Origin of the sequence: Chitinophaga alhagiae (assembly GCF_003568665.1) — a bacterium.
Lineage (GTDB): Bacteria > Bacteroidota > Bacteroidia > Chitinophagales > Chitinophagaceae > Chitinophaga > Chitinophaga alhagiae.
Genome location: NZ_QXMH01000004.1, coordinates 343,699 through 363,898 on the forward strand (window position 1 = coordinate 343,699; position 20,200 = coordinate 363,898).

General features: G+C 54.8%; 13 protein-coding genes. 5 read left to right on the plus strand and 8 right to left on the minus strand.

Features of this window, described 5'->3' with window-relative positions:
- Positions 1 to 126: 126 nt before the first annotated feature.
- The 3 genes from D3A97_RS20610 to smc all read right to left on the minus strand — a co-directional run bounded on the left by D3A97_RS20610 (position 127) and on the right by smc (position 5,698).
- Positions 127 to 1,590, minus strand: coding sequence for an MFS transporter (locus D3A97_RS20610; RefSeq protein ID WP_119080435.1), 1,464 nt, complete (start codon positions 1,588 to 1,590; stop codon positions 127 to 129).
- 103 nt (positions 1,591 to 1,693) lie between these two features.
- Positions 1,694 to 2,116: a hypothetical protein gene (locus tag D3A97_RS20615; RefSeq protein ID WP_119080436.1), complete on the minus strand. Its 423-nt coding sequence runs from the start codon at positions 2,114 to 2,116 to the stop codon at positions 1,694 to 1,696.
- 51 nt (positions 2,117 to 2,167) lie between these two features.
- Positions 2,168 to 5,698 carry a chromosome segregation protein SMC gene (smc, locus tag D3A97_RS20620; protein WP_119080437.1) on the minus strand — a complete coding sequence of 1,177 codons (3,531 nt, stop codon included), beginning with the start codon at positions 5,696 to 5,698 and terminating at the stop codon, positions 2,168 to 2,170.
- Positions 5,699 to 6,008: 310 nt separating this feature from the next.
- Here smc and D3A97_RS20625 point away from each other — a divergent pair, with 310 nt between their 5' ends.
- A complete protein-coding gene (locus D3A97_RS20625) occupies positions 6,009 to 8,243 on the plus strand; it encodes an FUSC family protein (RefSeq protein WP_119080438.1) in 2,235 nt (744 codons plus the stop codon).
- A gap of 4 nt (positions 8,244 to 8,247) precedes the next feature.
- On the opposite strand, the gene bshC is transcribed toward D3A97_RS20625, so the two are convergent.
- Positions 8,248 to 9,861, minus strand: coding sequence for a bacillithiol biosynthesis cysteine-adding enzyme BshC (gene bshC, locus D3A97_RS20630; RefSeq protein WP_157986662.1), 1,614 nt, complete (start codon positions 9,859 to 9,861; stop codon positions 8,248 to 8,250).
- A gap of 240 nt (positions 9,862 to 10,101) precedes the next feature.
- On the opposite strand from bshC, the gene D3A97_RS20635 reads away from it, so the two are divergent.
- Positions 10,102 to 12,387: a glycosyltransferase family 4 protein gene (locus D3A97_RS20635; RefSeq protein WP_119080440.1), complete on the plus strand. Its 2,286-nt coding sequence runs from the start codon at positions 10,102 to 10,104 to the stop codon at positions 12,385 to 12,387.
- Between the two features lie 7 nt (positions 12,388 to 12,394).
- Positions 12,395 to 13,441 (plus strand): glycosyltransferase family 4 protein, encoded by a 1,047-nt coding sequence (locus tag D3A97_RS20640; RefSeq protein ID WP_119080441.1) that lies wholly within the window; start codon positions 12,395 to 12,397, stop codon positions 13,439 to 13,441.
- Here the strand turns inward: D3A97_RS20640 and D3A97_RS20645 are convergent.
- From D3A97_RS20645 to D3A97_RS20660, 4 genes are all read right to left on the minus strand, one after another.
- On the minus strand, positions 13,395 to 14,858 hold the full coding sequence (locus D3A97_RS20645; RefSeq protein WP_119080442.1) for a glycoside hydrolase family 130 protein: 1,464 nt from the start codon (positions 14,856 to 14,858) through the stop codon (positions 13,395 to 13,397). The genes D3A97_RS20640 and D3A97_RS20645 overlap by 47 nt on opposite strands.
- 25 nt (positions 14,859 to 14,883) lie before the next feature.
- On the minus strand, positions 14,884 to 16,161 hold the full coding sequence (locus tag D3A97_RS20650; protein ID WP_119080443.1) for a glucose-1-phosphate adenylyltransferase: 1,278 nt from the start codon (positions 16,159 to 16,161) through the stop codon (positions 14,884 to 14,886).
- Between the two features lie 11 nt (positions 16,162 to 16,172).
- Positions 16,173 to 17,588 (minus strand): glycogen synthase, encoded by a 1,416-nt coding sequence (locus D3A97_RS20655; RefSeq protein ID WP_119080444.1) that lies wholly within the window; start codon positions 17,586 to 17,588, stop codon positions 16,173 to 16,175.
- Positions 17,589 to 17,818: 230 nt separating this feature from the next.
- Positions 17,819 to 18,607: a hypothetical protein gene (locus D3A97_RS20660; protein WP_119080445.1), complete on the minus strand. Its 789-nt coding sequence runs from the start codon at positions 18,605 to 18,607 to the stop codon at positions 17,819 to 17,821.
- A gap of 317 nt (positions 18,608 to 18,924) precedes the next feature.
- On the opposite strand from D3A97_RS20660, the gene D3A97_RS24910 reads away from it, so the two are divergent.
- Both D3A97_RS24910 and D3A97_RS20665 read left to right on the plus strand, forming a co-directional pair.
- Complete coding sequence (locus D3A97_RS24910) at positions 18,925 to 19,083, plus strand: hypothetical protein (protein ID WP_157986663.1); 159 nt, start codon at positions 18,925 to 18,927, stop codon at positions 19,081 to 19,083.
- Positions 19,084 to 19,268: 185 nt separating this feature from the next.
- The gene (locus tag D3A97_RS20665) at positions 19,269 to 20,171 is read left to right on the plus strand and encodes a DUF72 domain-containing protein (protein ID WP_119080446.1); all 903 of its coding nucleotides are present in this window, start codon (positions 19,269 to 19,271) and stop codon (positions 20,169 to 20,171) included.
- Positions 20,172 to 20,200: the final 29 nt, after the last annotated feature.

Sequence of the window (20,200 nt, forward strand, 5' to 3'; positions counted from 1 at the left end):
GGCCGGAGCGGAATAGCGCGGCCGGCAGCAGATCACGGACCCGGGAGGAATAGCGCAACCGGCAGTAGAGCGCAGTCCGGGGGAAGAGCCCGGCGTAAAGCGCCCCTTCTGCAACAACGGCAACCATCAATGGAACCTCCGCTTGATCACATTCTTCAAGGTAGAATACCCTTCCATCAGGTTGCCCACCAGGAAGTTGTTTTTCAGGTTATTGCGCATGGTGCTGCGCATAATGCGTACTACGTAGTCTTTCTCCACTTCGCCCGTTTCCTTGACGCGGCTCAGCATTTCAACGGCTATCAGCCCCAGCAGGGCGCCAAACAGGAACAGGAAGTTCCATTCATGCAGTTCAACAATATGCAGCGTTTTTGTCCAGCGGGGGCCGCCCCACTCGGCGTCAATTTTCAGGTGGCGGCCGGTAAAGTAGTCTGCCAGCACCCCGCCGGCCAGCGGCGCCAGGGCGGAAAATATAGCGGTCACAATGTTCTTGGAGCTGAGGTACACAATGGCATCGGCCGTGGGCGCCAGTTTCAGGCCTATGTTGGTGAGGGAAAGGTTGATCCCCGCATTGGCCACGCCCATCACCATATGAATAACGGCCAGCAACAGCAGGTTGGGCCACAACTGCGAATAAATGCCCACAAAACACCAGCCCACCAGGCAAAGGATATACAGCGGGGCGCCAATGGCAATGATGGTCTTGTTACTGTAACGGTCTGCAAAGCGGCCCCAGATGCGGATGGTGAATATGCTGCTGATCTGGCTGATGATGGTAAGGCCGATGATGTAGGAAAGCCCGAGCCCCATGCTCTTCATCATGAACACGGTAAAGAACGGAGAGGCAATGTTCACGGCAAACACCCAGGCGGAGTTGAACACCAGCAGCCGCCGGAAGTTGGCGTCTTTCAGCGGGCGCATCAGCATTTTGAAAATATTCTCCTTGGGCAGGAACTTCTGGGGCTCCGGCGTTCTGGCCAGTACAACGGTGCCCGCCATGCCTACCACACCGGCCACAATGAACATATAGCCGTACACGTTCAGTTCAAAAGCCGGGTGGTAGTCCCGCACATAGTCTACGCCCAGGGCCAGCAACAGGCTCAATACCACGTTCAGCGTCTGCATGTAGCTGCTGCGTTTGGCGAAGTAGGCGCCCAGCTGTTTTTCCGGCACCAGGTCTTTCATCCAGGAGTTCCAGCTGGCGCCGGCCACTGCGCCGGAAAGATAATAGAAGAAGAGGATGGGAATGATCAGTTCTATGCTCACCACTTGTGGCAGCAGCAACGGCAGCAGGCCAATGATCACCAGCGGGAAACGGGCCAGGAAAGAACAGATGACCGTAATGGCCCGGCGGTTGTTGAAACGCCTCACCAGCCAGATGGATATCAGCTGAAACATGTTCACCATGGTGGGCAGGGCCGCTATCAGCCCCAGCTGCAGGTTATTGGCGCCCAGCAATATGGCCATGGCAATGATGAACGCGCCGCCGGTCAGCGTAGTCATGGTCTCGGAAGCAAGCCCGTCGCCAATTACCAGCTTCAATCCTTTTTTTACATCCTGTTCCGTTAATACATCCCGCGGCTTAAGGTCCATACTGAGGGTTTTGAAGGAAGCGGCAATCTTTGTACCAGCCTGTGAATAAGCATGAGAATTTCACAACCGGCAAACAACCGGCCCGCCTGAAGGCTATCATACATTACATCCTGAAAAAGTAGTTGATCTTTGCCGCGTCATTGGGCGGGTTTTTCCAGTCAAATGCCGCATACCAGCCGTTCTCCAGCTTGATGTAGTACCCCCAGCCCAGCCGGTGCTCAACGGAAAAGTCTGCCTGCTGTTGCTTCAAAGCCGCCAGCGGTTGGCCTACCTGCAGGTGGCCTGCCTTGAAATTTTTATCTCGGGTGGAAATGTAATGTACCTTGTTCTGCTTGCTGGCGGTGAGCCAGTAAACAATACCATCTACGGAAAGTTCCTTGAACTGTTCTATGCCGAAATAGGTATACACAGACCGGCCGCCGGTATGCGGAGGGGCCGCCATGTGATCTCCCAGCGCAGGCAGGCTTTGGGCGCTGAGGCTGCCAATACAGGCATGCAGCAGGCAAAAGAGCATGAATGACCGCATAAGATAGTTGCTTTTATGCTTTAATATACGCATAAAAACACATATAGCAATCTAGTTCAGGCTCCTGAAGTCTACCGGCACCAGCTTGCTCACGCCCGGCTCCTGCATGGTAACGCCGTAGATCACGTCTACCGCGGCCATGGTCTGCTTGTTGTGGGTCACAATGATGAACTGCGAGTTGTCTGAGAACTTGCGGATCATATTGGTGAACTTGCCTACGTTGGCATCGTCAAGCGGCGCGTCTACTTCATCCAGTATACAGAAGGGCGCGGGTTTGATGAGGTAAATGGCAAACAGCAGCGCGGTGGCGGTGAGGGTCTTCTCCCCGCCTGAAAGCTGGGTAATGGCCGCGGGGCGCTTGCCTTTGGGCTTGGCTATGATCTCTATGCCGGTATCGGCGAGGTTGGCGGGATCGTTGAGGATCATGTCACACTGGTCTTCTTCCGTGAACAGCGCCTTGAACACGCGGATGAAGTTTTCTTTCACCTGGTTGAACGTGTCCAGGAACTTCTGGTTGGCGGTGGTCTCTACTTCCTGTATGGTGGCCAGCAGGGATTCCTTGGCGGTCACCAGGTCATTCTTCTGCTCCAGTATGAACTCGTAACGTTTTTTCATTTCCGTGTACGCCTCAATGGCCGTGGGGTTGATCTCGCCCATGTTCTCCAGCCGTTTCTTGAGGCGCTCCGCGTTGCCCTGCAGGTCTTCCACGCTTTGCGCGCCGGTGCGTTCTTCGTCCAGTATCTCGTCCAGGTTCACCTTGAACTCCACGCTCAGCCTTTCTTTCATGGAGGCCAGTTGCAGCTTCAGTTCGTTCACCTTGTCTTTGATCTGGTTCAGTTGCTGGTCCAGCATGTCCCTCGTTTTCTGTTTGGAGCGAAGGGCGCTTTCCAGTTCCTGCAGGTGGTTGCGGAAATTGTAGTACTCCTGGTCTTTTTCGTTCACCGCTTTCTCTTCTTCCTCCCGGCGGCGGAACAGTTCCACCAGGCCGTCTTCAGACTGCAGCAGGCGGTCTTCCGCGGCGGCAATGTTGCCCGCGGTGTCTTCCAGTTGTGTTTTATTGCTGGTGATCTGCAGGTGCAGGTCACTGAGTTGTTTACGTTTGAAGTCCAGCTCCTGCTTCAGCGCCTGCACCTTGCTTTGCTGGCGGGTATGCTGCAGGTTCTGGTTGTTGAACTGCACGCTGGCCTGGTTGAACTGCTGCTCGGCTTCCTGTGCGGCGCGGTCCGCGGCCACAATGTTGTCGTGCAGGGCATGTACGCGGTCGTTCAGCGTATCCAGTTCATCGCGTACGCTGGAAATGCTTTGTTCATTGGCCTGCAGGGAGGCTTCCATTTCAGCCAGGCGTTTGCTGCCGGTGTCTATCAGGTGGTGGAAGTTCTCTATTCGGTTCTGCAGCCCGAACAGCTGGTTATTGAGCTGGTTCACCTTTTCGCGCAGGGCGTTGATGTTGTTCTCATTGAGCTGGCCGTTGTACCCCAGCACTTCATCGTGCTTGGCCTGCAGCTGCGCCTTGAGGCTGCTGCATACGTTTTCCAGCTCCCGTATCTCTGCTTCGAGTTTTTCCAGGTTTTTGGCGCGGCCCAGCTTCTTGCCTTCGAACAACCCTACGGAGCCGCCGTTCATGCTGTATTTACCGCGGTGTACACGGCCGCTTTTTTCGGTGATGAGCACATCCTGGTCAGGCAGCTCGGTAAAATTGATGGCGGTCACGTCTTCGGCTACGAACACTTTGCCCAGCAGGTAATTGCCCAGGCCTTTGTATTTGTCTTCTATTTCCACTACGTCCAGCGCCGGTACGGTGCCGGGCGGGGTAAAGAGGGCGCCGGCCTGGTGGTTGAACTGGTCCAGGATGAAGAAGTTGGCCTTGCCTTTTTTGTGCAGGTCAAGCAGGCGGATGGCCTGGATGGCCTCTTCCGTATTGTTCACCACGTAATAGTTCAGGTAAGGTTCCAGCAGGTTCTCGATACAGGTGCGGTAATCTTCTTTACAGAAAAATATATCGCTGAGAATGGGCGCCTTGTTGTTCCATTCGTTGTTCTTCTTGAGGAACTTGATACTTTCCGGGTAGCCTTCCAGGCTGTCTACGAGAGATTTGAGCAGGTCGTACTCGTTCTTTTTAGCGTCCAGCTTCCTGTTCTCGTCTACCAGCGTATCCCGCAGGCCTTCAATTTCTCCCTGGGTGGTGAGTATCTTGCCTTTGGTCTCTTCCTGGAAGCGGACCATTTCCGCCAGTTCTTCCTTCTGCTGTTCCAGCGTTTCCTGCAGGCCGCTCTTTTCTTCTTCCAGCTGCGTGATCTGTGTTTGCCGGTTGGTCTTTTCTTCCTGCAGCTGCTGAATGCTGCGTTGCAGGTTCTGCACGGAAGTGTCTGCCACAGCTACTTTCTTCTCCGCCTCAAATTGCTGGCGCTGCCATTGCTGCTGGTCTTTCCGCAGGTTTTCCAGGCCCAGCTTCTTATCGTTAAAATGCGTTTTCTTTTCGTCTACCATTTCCTGCAGGGTTTCCAGTTCGTCCTGCATGGACCCGGACACTTCCTGCTCGTCTGCCACCTGCGTTTCGGTAAAGGCAATAGAGTCTGTCAGCCCGTTGAGCTGGCCTTCTGCGTTGTCCAGGAAATCAGAGAGGCTCTTTTCCCGTTCCCGCAGGTAGGTGAGCTGCTGGGTAGCCAGGTTCTTGTCGTTCTCCTTGGTGCGGATGGTGGCTACCAGCTCGTTGAAGGAGCGCTGCAGTACCTGCAGTTCCCGTTCCTTGGCCACAAAATGCAGCTTGTCCTGCTCCACGGCCGCTTCATCCGTAGATATTTCGGCTTCGATGGCGGCCTTGCGGTCTGTTTCCTGCTGCTGCTGGTCCGTCAGGTCCCGGAAGGTGATGTTGAAGCCTTCCAGGGCGGCCTTGGCCAGTTCTATGCTCGCTTCTTTATATTCTTTCTTGATCTCGTAATAACGTTCCGCTTTTCTGGCCTGGCTTTCCAGGGTCTTGAGGTTGTTGTTGATCTCGAACAGCAGGTCCTCTATCCTGTTGAGGTCTCCTTCTGTAGCGTCCAGCTTGGATTTGGCCTCTTTTTTACGGGTTTTGTAGATGGAAATGCCCGCGGCCTGTTCCAGCATGCGGCGGCGGCTGTTTTCCTTGTCCTTGATAATATCGTCTACCATCCCCAGCTCAATAATAGCGTAGGAGTCTGTGCTGACGCCGGTATCCATAAAGAGGTTGTGGATGTCTTTCAGGCGGCAGGCCACATCGTTGAGGCGGTATTCGCTGTCTCCGTTCTTGTAAAATTTACGGGTGATCGTAACGGTGGTAAACTCCGTGGGCAGTACGTTCTTGGTATTCTCGAAAGTGAGGCTCACTTCTGCCATACCGCTGGCGGAGCGGGTACGGGAGCCGTTGAACACCAGGCCGGCCTGGTTCTCTGAACGCAGGTTGCTGATCTTGTGCTCGCCTATCACCCACCTGATGGAGTCAATGATGTTGCTTTTACCGCAGCCGTTGGGGCCGATAACGCCGGTCACTCCTTCGTCAAAGTGCAGCACGGTTTTATCCGCAAAACTTTTAAACCCTTTAATTTCCAGTGTTTTTAAACGCACAGCTTCTAATTACGATTTTTTTGAATCCTTTGTTCCGGGATGGCCGCCCCTGATGCCGGGGACCATTTTCCGGGCGCCAAAGATAAACGAAATAAGTTGATATGGCAGTAGGTCTCAGATATGGCCGCACACTGCATTCTATGGTAAATTAACGGAGAACACATAATATTTACTATTTACTTATACACACCTGGGGATAATTTATCCACTTCACGTCCTTAATTCACTGATTTTCATAAATTAACGTAATTTATTTCGATCATTACTTGATTCTCGCAAACCTCCCTTGTAAATTGTAATTTTGCGCCTAATGCAAGATCGTTGGTCCAAAGAAGCGAAAGCCTTTATTTTCAGTTATCATTTCAGCAACGGGCTTCGTACCACCCTGAGTGTTGTTGTCCCCTCCGTTATTTTTGCCGCCATCGGCCACCTCAACACCGGCATCGCCATTTCGATGGGCGCATTGTGTACCGCCCTTGCTGACGTACCGGGCACCATCCTGCACAAGCGGAACGGCCTGCTGATCAGCACCCTGCTGATCTTCCTCACCGCCCTGGGCACGGGGCTGCTGCTGCCCCATACCACCCTGCTTACCTTATGGGTAGGCCTCTGCAGCGTTTTTTACAGCATGCTGCTCATTTACGGCAACCGCGGCGGCAACATCGGCATCGGCGGGCTCATCATTATGGTGAGCATCATGGCGGAAAGCTATGTCAGCTGGCAACTGGCGGTACAGGTGGCCCTGCTCACCCTCAGCGGCAGCATCTGGTACGCCCTGCTGGCCCTCCTGCTCTGGCAGATACGGCCGTACCTCACGGTGCAGCAAACGCTGGGCGACTGCATCCAGCAAACCGCCCGGTACCTGCGGCAGCGCGCGGACTTTTACAACCCCGCTGTGGATATTACAGACAGCTACCGCGATGTGCTGGCCCAGCAGGTGGTGGTGAACGACAAGCAGGAAGCCGTGCGCGAGCTGCTCCTGAAAATGCGCTCCGCCCAGCAAGGCACCACCAGCATCAGCAAAAGCATGGTGCTCATTTTCCTTGACCTGGTAGACATGTACGAGCAGATCACCGCCTCGCAGATAGACTACACCTCCCTGCAGCAACGCTTCACCGGCACGCGGGTGATCGCCTCCCTGCACCATACCATCCTGCAGTTTGCCAACGAGCTGGACAATATCGGCATTGCCGTATCCGCCGGGCAGCGCTCCATGCCCAAGGTGAACCTCAAGCTGGAGCTGGAAAGGGCCCGCCGGGAGTTTAAAGCCTACCAGGCCACCCTGCCCACGCTGAAAGAGCGAGCAGACCTCATCCCCTTCGAAAGCATTTTTGACAACCTGCAGAACATTACGCAGCGTATTTACAACATGCACCGGCTCACGCGGCTGGAGCGGGTAAAAGATTCTTCTTTTGACCACCAGCTGGAACTGTCAAAGTTCACCACGCGGCAGCGGTACGATATTACCACCTTCCGCAACAACCTCACCTTCAAGTCTCACATCTTCCGCCATGCCATACGCACCGGCCTGGCCATGATAGCGGGTTTCCTGATAGGCCACGCGCTGCAGCTCAGCCGCACCTACTGGATACTGCTCACCATTGTGGTGATCATGAAACCCGGTTTCAGCCTCACCAAGACCCGCAGCTACCAGCGCATACTGGGCACCATCATAGGCGCGTTCTTTGCCGCCGGCATCCTCTACCTCACCAAAGACGATACGGTGATCTTCTTCGTGATGCTGGTCTGCATCCTGGGCGCGTACAGCTTCCAGACCTATCACTACGTGACCAGCGTGGTGTTCATGACGCCTTTTATCATCTTCCTGCTGCATTTTCTCCACCCGGCAGACTTTGACAACCTGAAACACCGGGTGCTGGACACTATGCTGGGCGGGGGCATTGCCTTTGCGTTCAACTACATCTTCTGGCCCAGCTGGGAGTACCGTTTTTTGCCGGAGTACATCCTGAAAAACATCTCGGCCAACAAACAATACCTCACGCAGGTGATGAACCTGTATACAGACAAGCCTTTCAACCTCTTTGCCTACAAGCTGGCGCGGAAAGACGTGCATGTGACCACGGCCAACCTCACCGCCGCCTTCCAGCGCATGCTGAGCGAGCCCAGGAGCAAGCAGAAATTCGGGTCTGAGCTGTACCACTTTGTAGTGCTGAGCCATTCCCTCTCCTCCCACATTGCGCAGCTGTCTGCCTACGCCCTGCAGCACCAGCTGCAATACAAGCGGCCGGAGTACAAAGACGTGCTGTTGTACCTGCTCACGGTGATGGACCAGATAGAGCAATTTGTGAGCGTGGGCGTGTTCATCCCCGACATGCAGCTGCCGCAGGCCTTCCAGCAGCTGGAAGACCGGCTGGAGCACCTGCTGCAAGTACGGCAGGAGCAGATCAATAACGGGCAGGGCCACACGGTGGAAAGGGAGGAAATGCTGGAGATCAAACACGTGCGGGACCAGTTCCACGCGCTGCATACGGTGTTGAAAGACATGAAAAAAGCCGCCGTACACGGGGCGGCCATTGTGGATTGACGCGTTACTCCTCCGCAATAATGCAGAACTGGTCTGTAACCGGCTCCAGCGCGTGCAGCAGGTGGTCAAAGAACGCGGGGCCGTATTGGGCGTAATAAGGCAAAAAGTTCTCCTTCCGTTCCTGCAGCGTATTACCGGGAAACAGCCGCGCCTTCAGCTGCGTGATCTGCTCCGTTTGCCATTCAAACTTTTTCTTTTCCGCCCGCAGGAACTTGTGTTCCAGCTTGCCGATGGATTTGATGGCGCGGGTGCGTTCCGCGTTGGTGGTGGCTACCAGCGTGGCGTCTATGGCCCTGGCCTTTTCTTCGAGCGCGTTGAACAGTTTTTCAACAGCCGCGTATTCTTCCCGCAGCACCAGTGAGGCGTTGGTATGTTCATGCACAAAGCGGTTAATGAGCAGGCCGGTATCTTCAAACAACGCGTTCATGGCAATGTTCAGCTTGCGCTGGCGGGCATGCTGCTCCTGGTCTACCCAGAGGAACGAGTTGCGCAGCAGCACCACCGGGTATGGTACGCGGTGATGGCGGAAGAGGTCGCGCAGCTCCAGCCAGTAGGCCACTTCACCCCCGCCGCCAATAAAGGCGATGTTGGGCAGGATGGTTTCCTGCAGTATGCCGCGCAGTATCACGTTAGGGCTGAAACGTTCCGGATGTTCGTGCAGTTCTTTCCTGAGCGCTTCCCCGGAAAATGACAACGATGTGTGTAATATTTTCCACACGTCTCCCTCCTTCACAATTCTTTGTCGTATATTTGCATCCAGGTAGAAAAGATTTATTTCCCTGGGGTTAGCCTGCACTTTATAATGTTCAGCCAGTTTTCCGATGGTTTTGCTGACAATAGCTTCCGAGCTTTGCTGAAAAAGCTCCTCTTCCATTACCGGTATCAGTTGTTGTTTAAATGCCGGGTTATCCGGTATCAGCACTACCAGTCCATAACACCCGAAAAGGTTGTTTACCAGGCTCAATGTAGCTTCCTGTATAGTTGAATGGCCAAGGTAGGCCTTCTTCAACATGTCCAGCAATGCAGGCCCGTATGGGGCAAAGCCGATGCTGTCCGCTATCTGCCCGATCAGGGTGTCCAGGCCGGCCGTATGCATGCGGCCTACGGCCCCCGTCTGGTCTGTTTCCCAGGTCAGCTTGCGGCCGTCCAGGAAAATGGAGCCCAGCTCGTCCAGGTCGGCGTCTTCACTGCCCATGTAATACACCGGCACAAAATGATGCTCCGGGTATTGCCGCTGCAGGTCTTGCGCCAGCTTGATAGTTTGCAGCACCTTGTACACGAAGTACAGGTAACCGGTGAAGATATTGGGCTGGTGGGCGGTACAGACGGTAAAGGTATTGGTGGCCTGCAGCAGCCCGATGTTGGCCCTCACCTCCTCGCGCATTTCAATATGCTGGTACTGGTGGTACAGGGCGTCTGCCAATATGTCCCGGCGCAACGGTTGCGCCGCCTTCAGCAGCATGGCCTTTTTAAAGTCGGGCTGCGTGGGATGGTATTCGTAGAAGGAACGCAGGGGCTCGCGGCCTGACAGGAAGTCTGCCACCAGCGGGCTGAAGTAGCCTGTTTCTGCAAACGGTATATGATGATAGCTGAGTTGCGGCTGTATATTGTTGGTCACTAAAATTACAATTTGAATGCACGAAGATAAATCAAATACAAATCGGTACCAGATGAGGCAGTGAAATTACATATTTCAAACAAACCGATATTACCATTTATCACAATTCGTATCATCCCGGCCCCTTTACCCTGCTGATTATTGGCAGCTAATTTGCAAATATTAAATATCCTGTGAGCACTATGTGAATGTCCCGTGTTTGTTCCCCGTATTGCTAAAATTTTAAAAACAGTTACTCTTATGAAGATTGCGTACATTTCGTCTTACTATCCCCGGGAGTGCGGGATCGCTACGTTCACCGAACATCTGATACGGGCCATGGGCCTTGTGGAAGAAGCGCCTGAAGTGAGCGTGATAGCCATGAATGACGATGGACAGACTTATGAATACCCGCCGGAAGTTACGTTTACCGTGCGCCAGCACAGCATGCAGGATTACCTGGCGGCGGCGGAGCATATCAATCATGGTGATACGGACCTGGTAGTGCTGCAACATGAGTTCGGCATATTCGGCGGCGAAAGCGGCATCTTCATTCTGTCCCTGCTGGGCAAGTTGAAAGTACCTTACATTGTTACCTTCCATACTGTTTTAAGAGAGCCTTCCTTTTTGCAGAAGACCATCGTTAAAGAGATTTCCCGGCATGCTGCACGTGTTATTGTGATGAGCCGGCTGGCCACGCGTTTCCTGAACGATATCTATGATGTGCCGGAAGACAAGGTAACGCTCATCCCGCACGGCGTGCCCGATTTCGAAAAACTTTCCATCAGTGCGGACGTGCTGCCTGAATCGCTGCGCCACCGCAAGGTGCTCTTCACCTTTGGCCTGCTGAGCCGCAACAAGGGCATAGAGACCGTGATACGCGCATTGCCCGGTGTGATAGAACGCCACCCTGAGGTGCTGTATGTTGTGGCGGGAAAAACACATCCCGCGGTATTACGCCACGCCGGTGAGGAATACCGCAACAGCCTGAAAGAGATGATCAGAGAAAACGGGCTGGAGGAACATGTGCTGTTCGTAGACCAGTTCCTCACGGAAAACGACCTGTTTGCCTACCTCACGCACAGCCATGTATACATTACGCCTTACCTGAGCGAGGCCCAGATCACCAGCGGCACGCTCACCTACGCCCTGGGCGCCGGCGCGGCGGTGGTATCCACCCCGTACTGGTATGCGCAGGAGCTGCTGGACGAAGGCCGCGGCCGCCTCTTCGGCTTTTCCCGTTTTGACGAGCTGGGCCATATACTTACCGAACTGCTGGACGATCCCGAAGCGCTGGAAGCCCTGCGCAGCCGCGCGTCCGGGTATGGCCGCGAGCTGCAGTGGAGCCGCATGGGCGCCCGCTATTACCAGCTGGCCAAAAAGGTCCGCAATACGCCGCGCCCGGCCACCGTCAACAACCCGCGTACCTTGCCCGACCCTTCTTTTTTACCGCCGCTCAACTTCTCGCATATACGAAGGCTGACAGACGATACCGGTATTGTACAGCACGCCAAATACGGCATTCCCAACCTGAAAGAAGGCTATTGCGTGGATGACAACGCGCGGGCGCTGATGATGACCGCTATGGCGCACCAGCACCGCAAAAGCAAAGACGCGCCCACGCCGGAGCTGCTGCCCGTATACCTCAGCTTTATTCACTACATGCAGCGGGCAGACGGTAATTTCAGGAACTTCCTGAGCTTCAGCCGCCAGTACCTGGACGAGATAGGCTCTGAAGACTCCTTTGGCCGTACCGTATGGGCGCTGGGCCACCTGGTGCGGTACGCCCCCAACAATTCTTACCGGGAATTTGCCATGGAGCTTTTTCACCGCTCGCTGGCCCACCTGGACGCGCTGGAGTACCTGCGCGGCCGCGCCAACGCCGCCATTGGCCTTTGCCATTACCTGCAGGCCTACCCCTCAGACGAAGGCATGCTGGCCAGGCTGCTGCAGCTCATACAGCCGCTGGCGGACGCCTGGTACCAGCACCGGGCGGGAGACTGGCAGTGGTTCGAGAAAACAATGACTTATGATAACGGCATTCTTCCGCTGGCCATGCTGCACACCGCTGCAGTGAGCAAGCGGGAAGACCTGCAGGAAATAGGCCTGCAAAGCCTTGCCTTCCTGGAAACCGTTACCATGGACCAGGGTTACTTCTGCCCCGTGGGTAACGAAGGCTGGCTGTGCGAAGGCGGTGATTGCCCGGTATTTGACCAGCAGGCGCTGGAAACCATGGCCATGGTGCTGCTGTACCAGCAGGCCTATGCCGTTACCGGGCATGCCGGTTACCTGAAAAAGATGTTTACCTGCTACCGCTGGTTCACCGGGGAAAACGTACTGCGTGTATCCCTCTACGATACGGAAACGCACGGCTGCTGCGACGGTATTTCGCCTCACGGGCTGAACCGCAATCAGGGCGCGGAAAGCACGCTGGCGTACTTTATTTCGCACCTGGCCATGCTGCAAAGCTGCGAGGCCATTCCCCGGCAGGAAAAGCCCGTCAAAACGGCCATTATTTCCACACCGGTAGTCAGCAAAATCAGTTAACAGCACCATGAAGATCGCAATACTCTCACCCGTAGCGTGGCGCACACCGCCCACGCATTACGGGCCCTGGGAGCAAATGGCCTCCAACGTAGCGGAGGGGCTGGTGAAACGCGGCTGGAACGTAACGCTCTTTGCCACGGCCAACTCCCTTACCGGCGGCACCCTGCAGGCCATTTGCCCCGAGGGCTATGAAGAGGACCGGGAGCTGGACGCCAAGGTGATGGAATGCATGCACATCAGCCTGCTGATGGAGCAAGCGCATGAATATGACATCATCCACAACCACTTCGACTTTCTGCCCCTCACCTATTCCCGCCTCATCCGTACGCCCATGGTCACCACCATTCACGGCTTTTCTTCCCCGAAGATCATTCCCGTGTACCGGCGTTATAACGATATATGCCACTACGTATCCATCAGCAACGCGGACCGCAGCGCAGACCTGCGGTACGCCGCCACGGTGTACAACGGCATCCGCCCCGGCAGCTTCCGCTTTAACGACCAGCCGGAAGACTACCTGCTGTTCTTTGGCCGCATCCACCCTCACAAAGGCACGGCAGACGCTATTGACATAGCCCGCCAAACCGGCCACCGCCTCATTATAGCCGGTATTGTGCAGGATGAGCGGTATTTTAATGAAAAGGTGAAGCCGCGGATAGACGGGGACAAGGTCAGCTATATAGGCCCCGTAGGCGGCCATGAGCGTGACCAGCTGCTGGGCCGCGCCAAAGCCCTGCTGCACCCTATTTACTTTGACGAGCCCTTTGGCCTCAGCGTGGCGGAAGCCATGATGTGCGGCACGCCTGTTATTGCCTACAACCGCGGCTCCATGCCGGAGCTGGTGCGGCATGGCAAAACCGGCTTCCTGGCCGGCGGCCCGGGGGAAGCGGCGGAACAGGTGGCCATGCTGGGCACTGTAGACCGCCATGCCTGCCATGAATGGAGCATGGAACAGTTCAGCGTGCAAAAGATGGTGGATGATTATGTGAAGGTGTACGAGCAGGTGCTTAGCCTTCCTTCACCTTCTCCAGCAGCTTGTCAAGATGTACGGTAGCAAAGGTAGACGCGTAGTCAGACAGCCCGTAGGGGATGATCAGCTCATTGCCGTGTATCATGGAGCCGCAGGAGTACAGCACATTGGGCACATAGCCCTCCCGTTCGTCTTTATTGGGAATGAGCAGCGGCTCTTTGAGGCGGCCTATCTCTATTTTGGGATCTTCCAAATCCAGCAGGGTGGCGCCCAGGCAGTAGGTGCGCATAGGCCCCACGCCGTGGGTGATCACCAGCCAGCCCTCCGGCGTTTCAATGGGCGAGCCGCAATTGCCGATCTGCACAAACTCCCAGGGGTACTTGGGCGTTTGCAGTATTTCAGGGTTTTCCCAGATGTTGATCTTGTCTGAGTACATGATGTAGTTGTTGATGCCGTCTATACGGCTCATCATGGCGTACCGCCCGTTGATCTTGCGGGGAAAGAGCGCCAGGTTCTTGTTCTGCGCGCCTTCGCCGTAGAGGGGCATGATCTTGAAATGGTAGAAATCTCTCGTCTGCAGCAGCTTGGGCTGAATGGTGATGCCGTCAAACGCCGTGTAGGTGGCATAGTAGGTGACCCCGCTCGTATCCCCCTCGTACCGCACAAAGCGGGCGTCTTCAATACCCCGGCTCTCCGCTTCGGAATAGGGGAAAATGACCCGGTCTGAAATATCCGTATCCAGCGAAAAGTTGATCTCGTAATAAGAGTCCGCCAGCCACAGCACCCGCTCCAGGTTGCGCTTCAGCAGGTGGTCTACCTGGTAGCGCTGCTGCATGTCACGGATCACTTTTTTCAGCTGCATGTACTCGAACGTGTCCGGCAGGCCGTTGCTCACCTCGCGCACCACCGAGTCCGGCAACCTGATGGAGGCAGCGTTCTGGAAGAACACGTTCTTATGGTATACCGTATTGCGGATAATGTCTGGCTCATCTACATAATTGCCGGCGGGTATCAGTGAGATTTCGTTGTTCTTGTTGATGGTGCCGCGGCGGAACACGATAGAAGAAATATGCCCTTCGCCCACCGCCCTGAAGCTCAGCACCACTCTCTTTTCCCCTTCTTCCAGCCCGCTCTGGTCCACATCTTCCACAATGGAGGGGTTAAAAAAAGCGGCAGACTCAATGGAGAACTCATTGGTATGAAAGGAGCCGATCAGCAGTTTCCGCTTGATGTCCAGCTCGCTGTAATCTATCTCCAGGGCCGTGAAGAGGTTTTTCAGTTTGTCTGCATGGCGCTCATAGATGCGGGTTATGTTACGGTGCCGTTTGGAAAAATCGCGCAGGATGGGCGTAATGCAAACGTTCACCTCATCGTCCGTCATTTCCATTACTCTCAGAATAATACCTTTCGCCCTTGCATCGCCGTTGTAAAAAAACCTCGCCACCACACGTTTCAGATCAGGTGACACCTTGATCATTTGCCTTTCAATAGATAGCCGCATATCCCGAATTTTTTGTTAAGCGTTGTTACCCGAGGCATTGGAAACCGTCAGGGAGTACTGCTCCTTTCTTCACAACAACAATGCCATCCTTCACGGTATACTTCTCAAAATCCCCATCTTCCAGGTGCTTGCCCCCGTTGATCCGCACATCGTTCCCGATGCAGGCGTTCTTATCTATAATGGCATTGTTGATATAACAGCGCTCCCCGATGCCGATGGGCGGGCGCCCCATGCTGCGGGCATTGTTGATCTCGTCCAGCGTCTGGTAAATATCGTTCCCCATCAAATAGCTGTTGCTGATGGTGGTGCCCTTGCCAATGCGGGTGCGGATGCCCACCACACAGCGCTCCAGGCGGCTGGCGTTGATGATGCAGCCGTCTGCTATCACCGTTTTTTCCAGGGTGGTGCCTGATATTTTGGCCGGCGGCAGCATGCGCGCGCGGGAAAAGATGGTCTTATGATCGTCAAAGAGGTTGAACTGCGGAATATCGTCCGTAAGGCCCAGGTTGGCCTCAAAGAAAGAAGAAATGTTCCCGATGTCTGTCCAGTACCCTTCATACTGGAAGCTGAGCACCTTATGCTCTGTAATGGAGTTGGGAATGATCTCCTTGCCAAAGTCAGTAGAATCAGGCTGCCCGTTGAGCAGGTCAAACAGCAATTGGCGGTTGAAGATGTAGATGCCCATGGAGGCCAGGTAAATACGGCCTTCTCGCTGCATGTCAGCGCTCACTTCGGAAGACCAGTCTGGCAGCAGCTCCTTTTTGGGCTTTTCAATAAAAGCGGAGATAAAGCTGTTCTCATCCGTTTTCAGGATGCCGAACTCCGTGGCCTCCCGGCCGTGTACGGGGATGGTGGCAATGGAAATGTCTGCGCCCTTTTCAATGTGGTGTTGTATCATTTCCCGGAAGTCCATCTGGTACAGCTGGTCCCCGGAAAGAATGAGGGCGTACTCAAACTCGAAGTTCTCCAGGTGGCGGAGTATCTGCCGCACTGCATCCGCCGTGCCCTGGAACCAGGTGGGGTTGTCAGGCGTTTGTTCAGCCGCCAGGATGTCTACAAATGCTTTGCTGAAATGGCTGAAGTGATAGGTATTTTTGATGTGTTTGTTCAGCGAGGCCGAGTTGAACTGCGTCAGCACAAAAATGCGGTGCAGGTCAGCGTTCAGGCAATTGGAAATGGGAATGTCCACCAACCGGTACTTTCCGGCTACGGGCACAGCCGGCTTTGAGCGGCTGCGGGTCAAGGGATAAAGCCGCGTTCCGGCACCTCCTCCGAGAATAATAGAGATCACTGCGTTCGACATAACGTTACAATTTATTTTAGGCTGGTATACATATTCAGGTACTCCCGGGCCGCTTTATTCCAGGAATGGTCAAGCTGCATCACTGTTTTCCTGATCTTGGCAAATTTGTTCCTGTTCCCGTACAGCTCCAGCGCCCTGCCAATGGCGTGGGCCACGTCTCCGGGGGTGGCGTGGTAAAAGCGGATGCCGAAACCACCTTCATCGCCAAAATCACGCACGGTGTCTATAAGGCCGCCGGTGGTGCGCACAATGGGGATGGTGCCGTACCGGAGGGCATACATCTGGTTGAGGCCGCAAGGCTCTACCCTGGAAGGCATCAGCAAAAAGTCAGCCCCCGCGTACAACTGGTGAGACAGGGTTTCGTTATACCCGATGAATACGTTAAAGTTGTTGCCGGCGTATTGCCGGGCCTGCTGCAGCATCCATTCCGTATGCGCGTCCCCGCTGCCCAGCACCAGGAAGTTGAGGCCGTCAGGATGTTCCGCCAGCGTACGCCCTATCACTTCGGGCAGCAGGTCTGCCCCCTTGTCTCCCACCAGCCGGCCAATGAACACAAAGAGCGGCAGCTCCGGCTGAAGGCTAAACGTTTCGCATAAACGAAGTTTATTGGCCTTCTTGCCTTTGGTAACGTCTTTCACGCTGTAGGGTACCGGTATCATCTCGTCTGCCGCGGGGTCCCACACCTTGTCGTCAATCCCGTTCAGGATGCCGGAGGCCTTGTAGCGTTCCAGGTTCAGCAGGGCTTCCAGGCCGTTGGCGTTGCTGAAAAGCTCTTCCATATAGCTGGGAGACACGGTATTGACCCGCCATGCACACTTGATGGCGGCCGCCAGCGGGTTGATGGCCCCGTTCCAGTCCAGCATGCCGCTTTTCCAGAGGTCGAAAGACGGGATGAGGTACAGCTTGTCCCAGCCGAACTGGCCCTGGTACTGCGCATTATGAATGGTCAGCACGGTGGGGATGTGCTGCAGCGGCGCGTACTTGTACCCGAATCTGACCAGGAAGGGGATCAGGCCGGTATGATGGTCGTGGCAATGGATCACATCCGGCTGATGCTGCCATTCATTGAGCCAGTCCAGCACCGCTACCTGGAACCCCAGGAAACGTTCCGTATCGTTGGGGTAGCCGTATACGCCGGCCGTGTCCAGCAATCCGGGAATGTCTACCTGGTAGAGGTCAAAGCCCAGTACATTGGTGCTTTCTTTCCAGATATTGAAGTGGTACCATTCATGGCCCACCCATAAGCCGCCCTGGTGAACGAGGTCAAAAGTGTGTTTTTCCCTGAAGGGGGTATTGTATGCCGGCATCACTACTTTGGCAATGGCGCCCGCCTGCTGCTGGTATTTGGGCAGCGCGCCCGCCACGTCTCCCAATCCGCCTACTTTTGCCGCCGGGTAACATTCCGCGCTAACGTGTAAGATCTCCATACTGTCCTATTCGTTTATAATTTAACCCGGAAAAACGAGAAAAGAAAACGAAAGTAGGAAAAAGTTATTTTTTCGGCGTTGGGTACCGTATGTGGCGGGCGGCTGGCCGTTAAGATACGGCAGGTATCCCGGACGTTGCCCCGGGGCATTGCTGCCGTTTTTTACCGTGTTACTTGTTAAAATGCCGTCAGTCTTGGCCGCCCTGTCCTGCGGCTTTACCGCCTTGCTTGTTAAAATACCGCCAGTATCTTGGCCGCCCCTGCCCTGGCGGCGGCTTCTATTTCGCCATACCGGCCTGTAATACCCAGCTCTATCCCAATGGCCAATACCAGGGACTCGCCCCTGGCGGCTCCCTTGTCCAGCTGCAGGGTGATCTCTACTGGCCCGGAGGCGGCGCCGGTGTGCTGCCATTCCGTAATGCGGTATTGCTGGTGCGCCCTGTCTACCGCTACCGGCTGAAACTTTGTACCGTTATACCGCACATCGCCCGCTTTTCCGAGCGAGACCAGGAAGCGGACAAAAGGCGCATTCCAGGGCAGGTTGAGGCTGATGCCGGGGATCAGCCCGGGAATGGAAACAGTGGCTGTCCCCTTCTTCCGGTTGGTCTTGACCGCCAGGGGGTGCCTGAACAGATTGTCAAAAGGCATTTCCGCGTTGAAGTCGAACCCGGCCAGCATGCCGCCGTGGCGGGACAGGCTAATGCCCCGCTGACCTCTTTTGCTGGTTTTGTCCAGCAGCTGCATTTGCTTGCCTACGCTGTTCAGCGCGCCGGTGAAACGAAGGTCTCCCAGGTGATTGACCAGGAATACCGCGTTCCTGATGCCCCTGGTCAGCATGGTGCAGGCCTTGAACTCGGCATTGTTTTCCCGGGTACGGGCAAACCTGGGCGAAGTATTGACCTGCTCCCTGGAAGGACCGCCCTTGCGCCGGACTACCAGTTTGTCTACGCCGCGCATTTTGTACACGCTGAAATTGCCGAAGTTGCCGGAAAAGTCGAAAGGACCATTAAGTTTTGCCATAGATGGTTGGTGGTTTTAAGGTGTTAACAATGTGGTTACAGTTAGGTCCTATTCAAGTTACAATACCGTAAATATAAGGAAAACCATTAGTTCAGCCATGGATAAGCTACCTCTATATAGAGATGACTTATCCACGGAATATCCCTGGCTTATGGGTATGATATGGGTAAGATATCCTATCTGTAAACCGCCAGGGGCGGCACTTTGGGCTTAGGGCAATTATTGGTGTGGAATGAAGCAGGAAAACACATACTTGCTGGTGCGATTTGCATTGGTCGAATGCCTATTTTTGCCGGCAAAAGAATATCATTTAGTGTATGAAAACTAAAGGACATAAAACAGAAAAACCGGTGAAAGTATCGGACCAAGAACTACTGTCTTTAGTTGCAGAAAAACTGAAAGGCAGGGTATTGTTCCCGGAAAGTCATGCAAGGGCCAAAGCGTTTCTCAGGAACATGACCATCGCAATAAAATAATGTCTTTACACTAATTGGATAAAAGGGGCCGTCTCAAAAGTAATTTGATGGCCCCGAGAATCACGTAAACGAAAAATCTCTCCATCAGGTACCCGAATAAGATCAGGTAAAAATTACTTTTGAGACGGCCCCTTCTTTGTTAAAGGCCGTTCCCATCCCACCCGCAGATTCCCTACCTTCACAGCATGGACTTTGGACGAGTAGACGCCGAACTGCTGAACAACATTGATTTCAAGCTCTCCGCGGAGCCGGTTTTCAACAAGGCCGCCCTGCCGGGCCGCCCCGCCAAGGCACCGGCCGTATACCTGGGCTGCGCCAAGTGGGGCCGTAAGGAATGGGTGGGCAAAATATACCCGAAAGGCACGCGTGACAAGGATTTCCTGCAGGAATACGTCAAACACTACAACAGCATAGAGCTGAACGCCACCCACTACCACGTAGACCCGTCCCTGCTGCGGAAATGGGCCGCCACCACGGCGGGGCGCCATTTCAGGTACTGCCCCAAGGTCCCGCAGTCTATCAGCCATTACAGCCAGCTGACCAACGCCACCGAAGCCACCACGGCCTTCCTCAGTGAAATACTGGCCTTCGGGGAGCAGCTGGGGCCTGTTTTCCTGCAGCTGAGCGATAAATTCGGCCCCTCCCGTAAAAGCAACCTGTTCAACTACCTGGCCTCCCTGCCGCAAGACCTCCGTTTTTACGTGGAGGTGCGGCATCCTGACTGGTTTGCAGACCCCGTTCACAGCCGGGAGCTGTTCCAGACCCTGCGCAACCTGGGCATGGGAGCGGTGATCACCGATACGGCGGAGCGGCGGGATTGCGCCCATATGCACCTGCCCGTTGCCGGCGCTTTTATCCGGTTTGTGGGCAACAGCCTGCACCCTACAGACCATACCCGGGTAGACGACTGGGTGAACCGCCTCCAGTACTGGCTGGAGCACGGGCTGGAAGAGCTGTATTTTTTCATGCATATGCACGACGAGGCTTTTTCCCCGGAACTGACCGTATACCTCGTAGACCAGCTGAATGCCCGCTGCGGGCTGGGTTTGGCCAAACCCGTGTTCGTAAATAATAATACCCTCTTTTAAGCTTCCTGTTTATATATTATTTTCGCGGT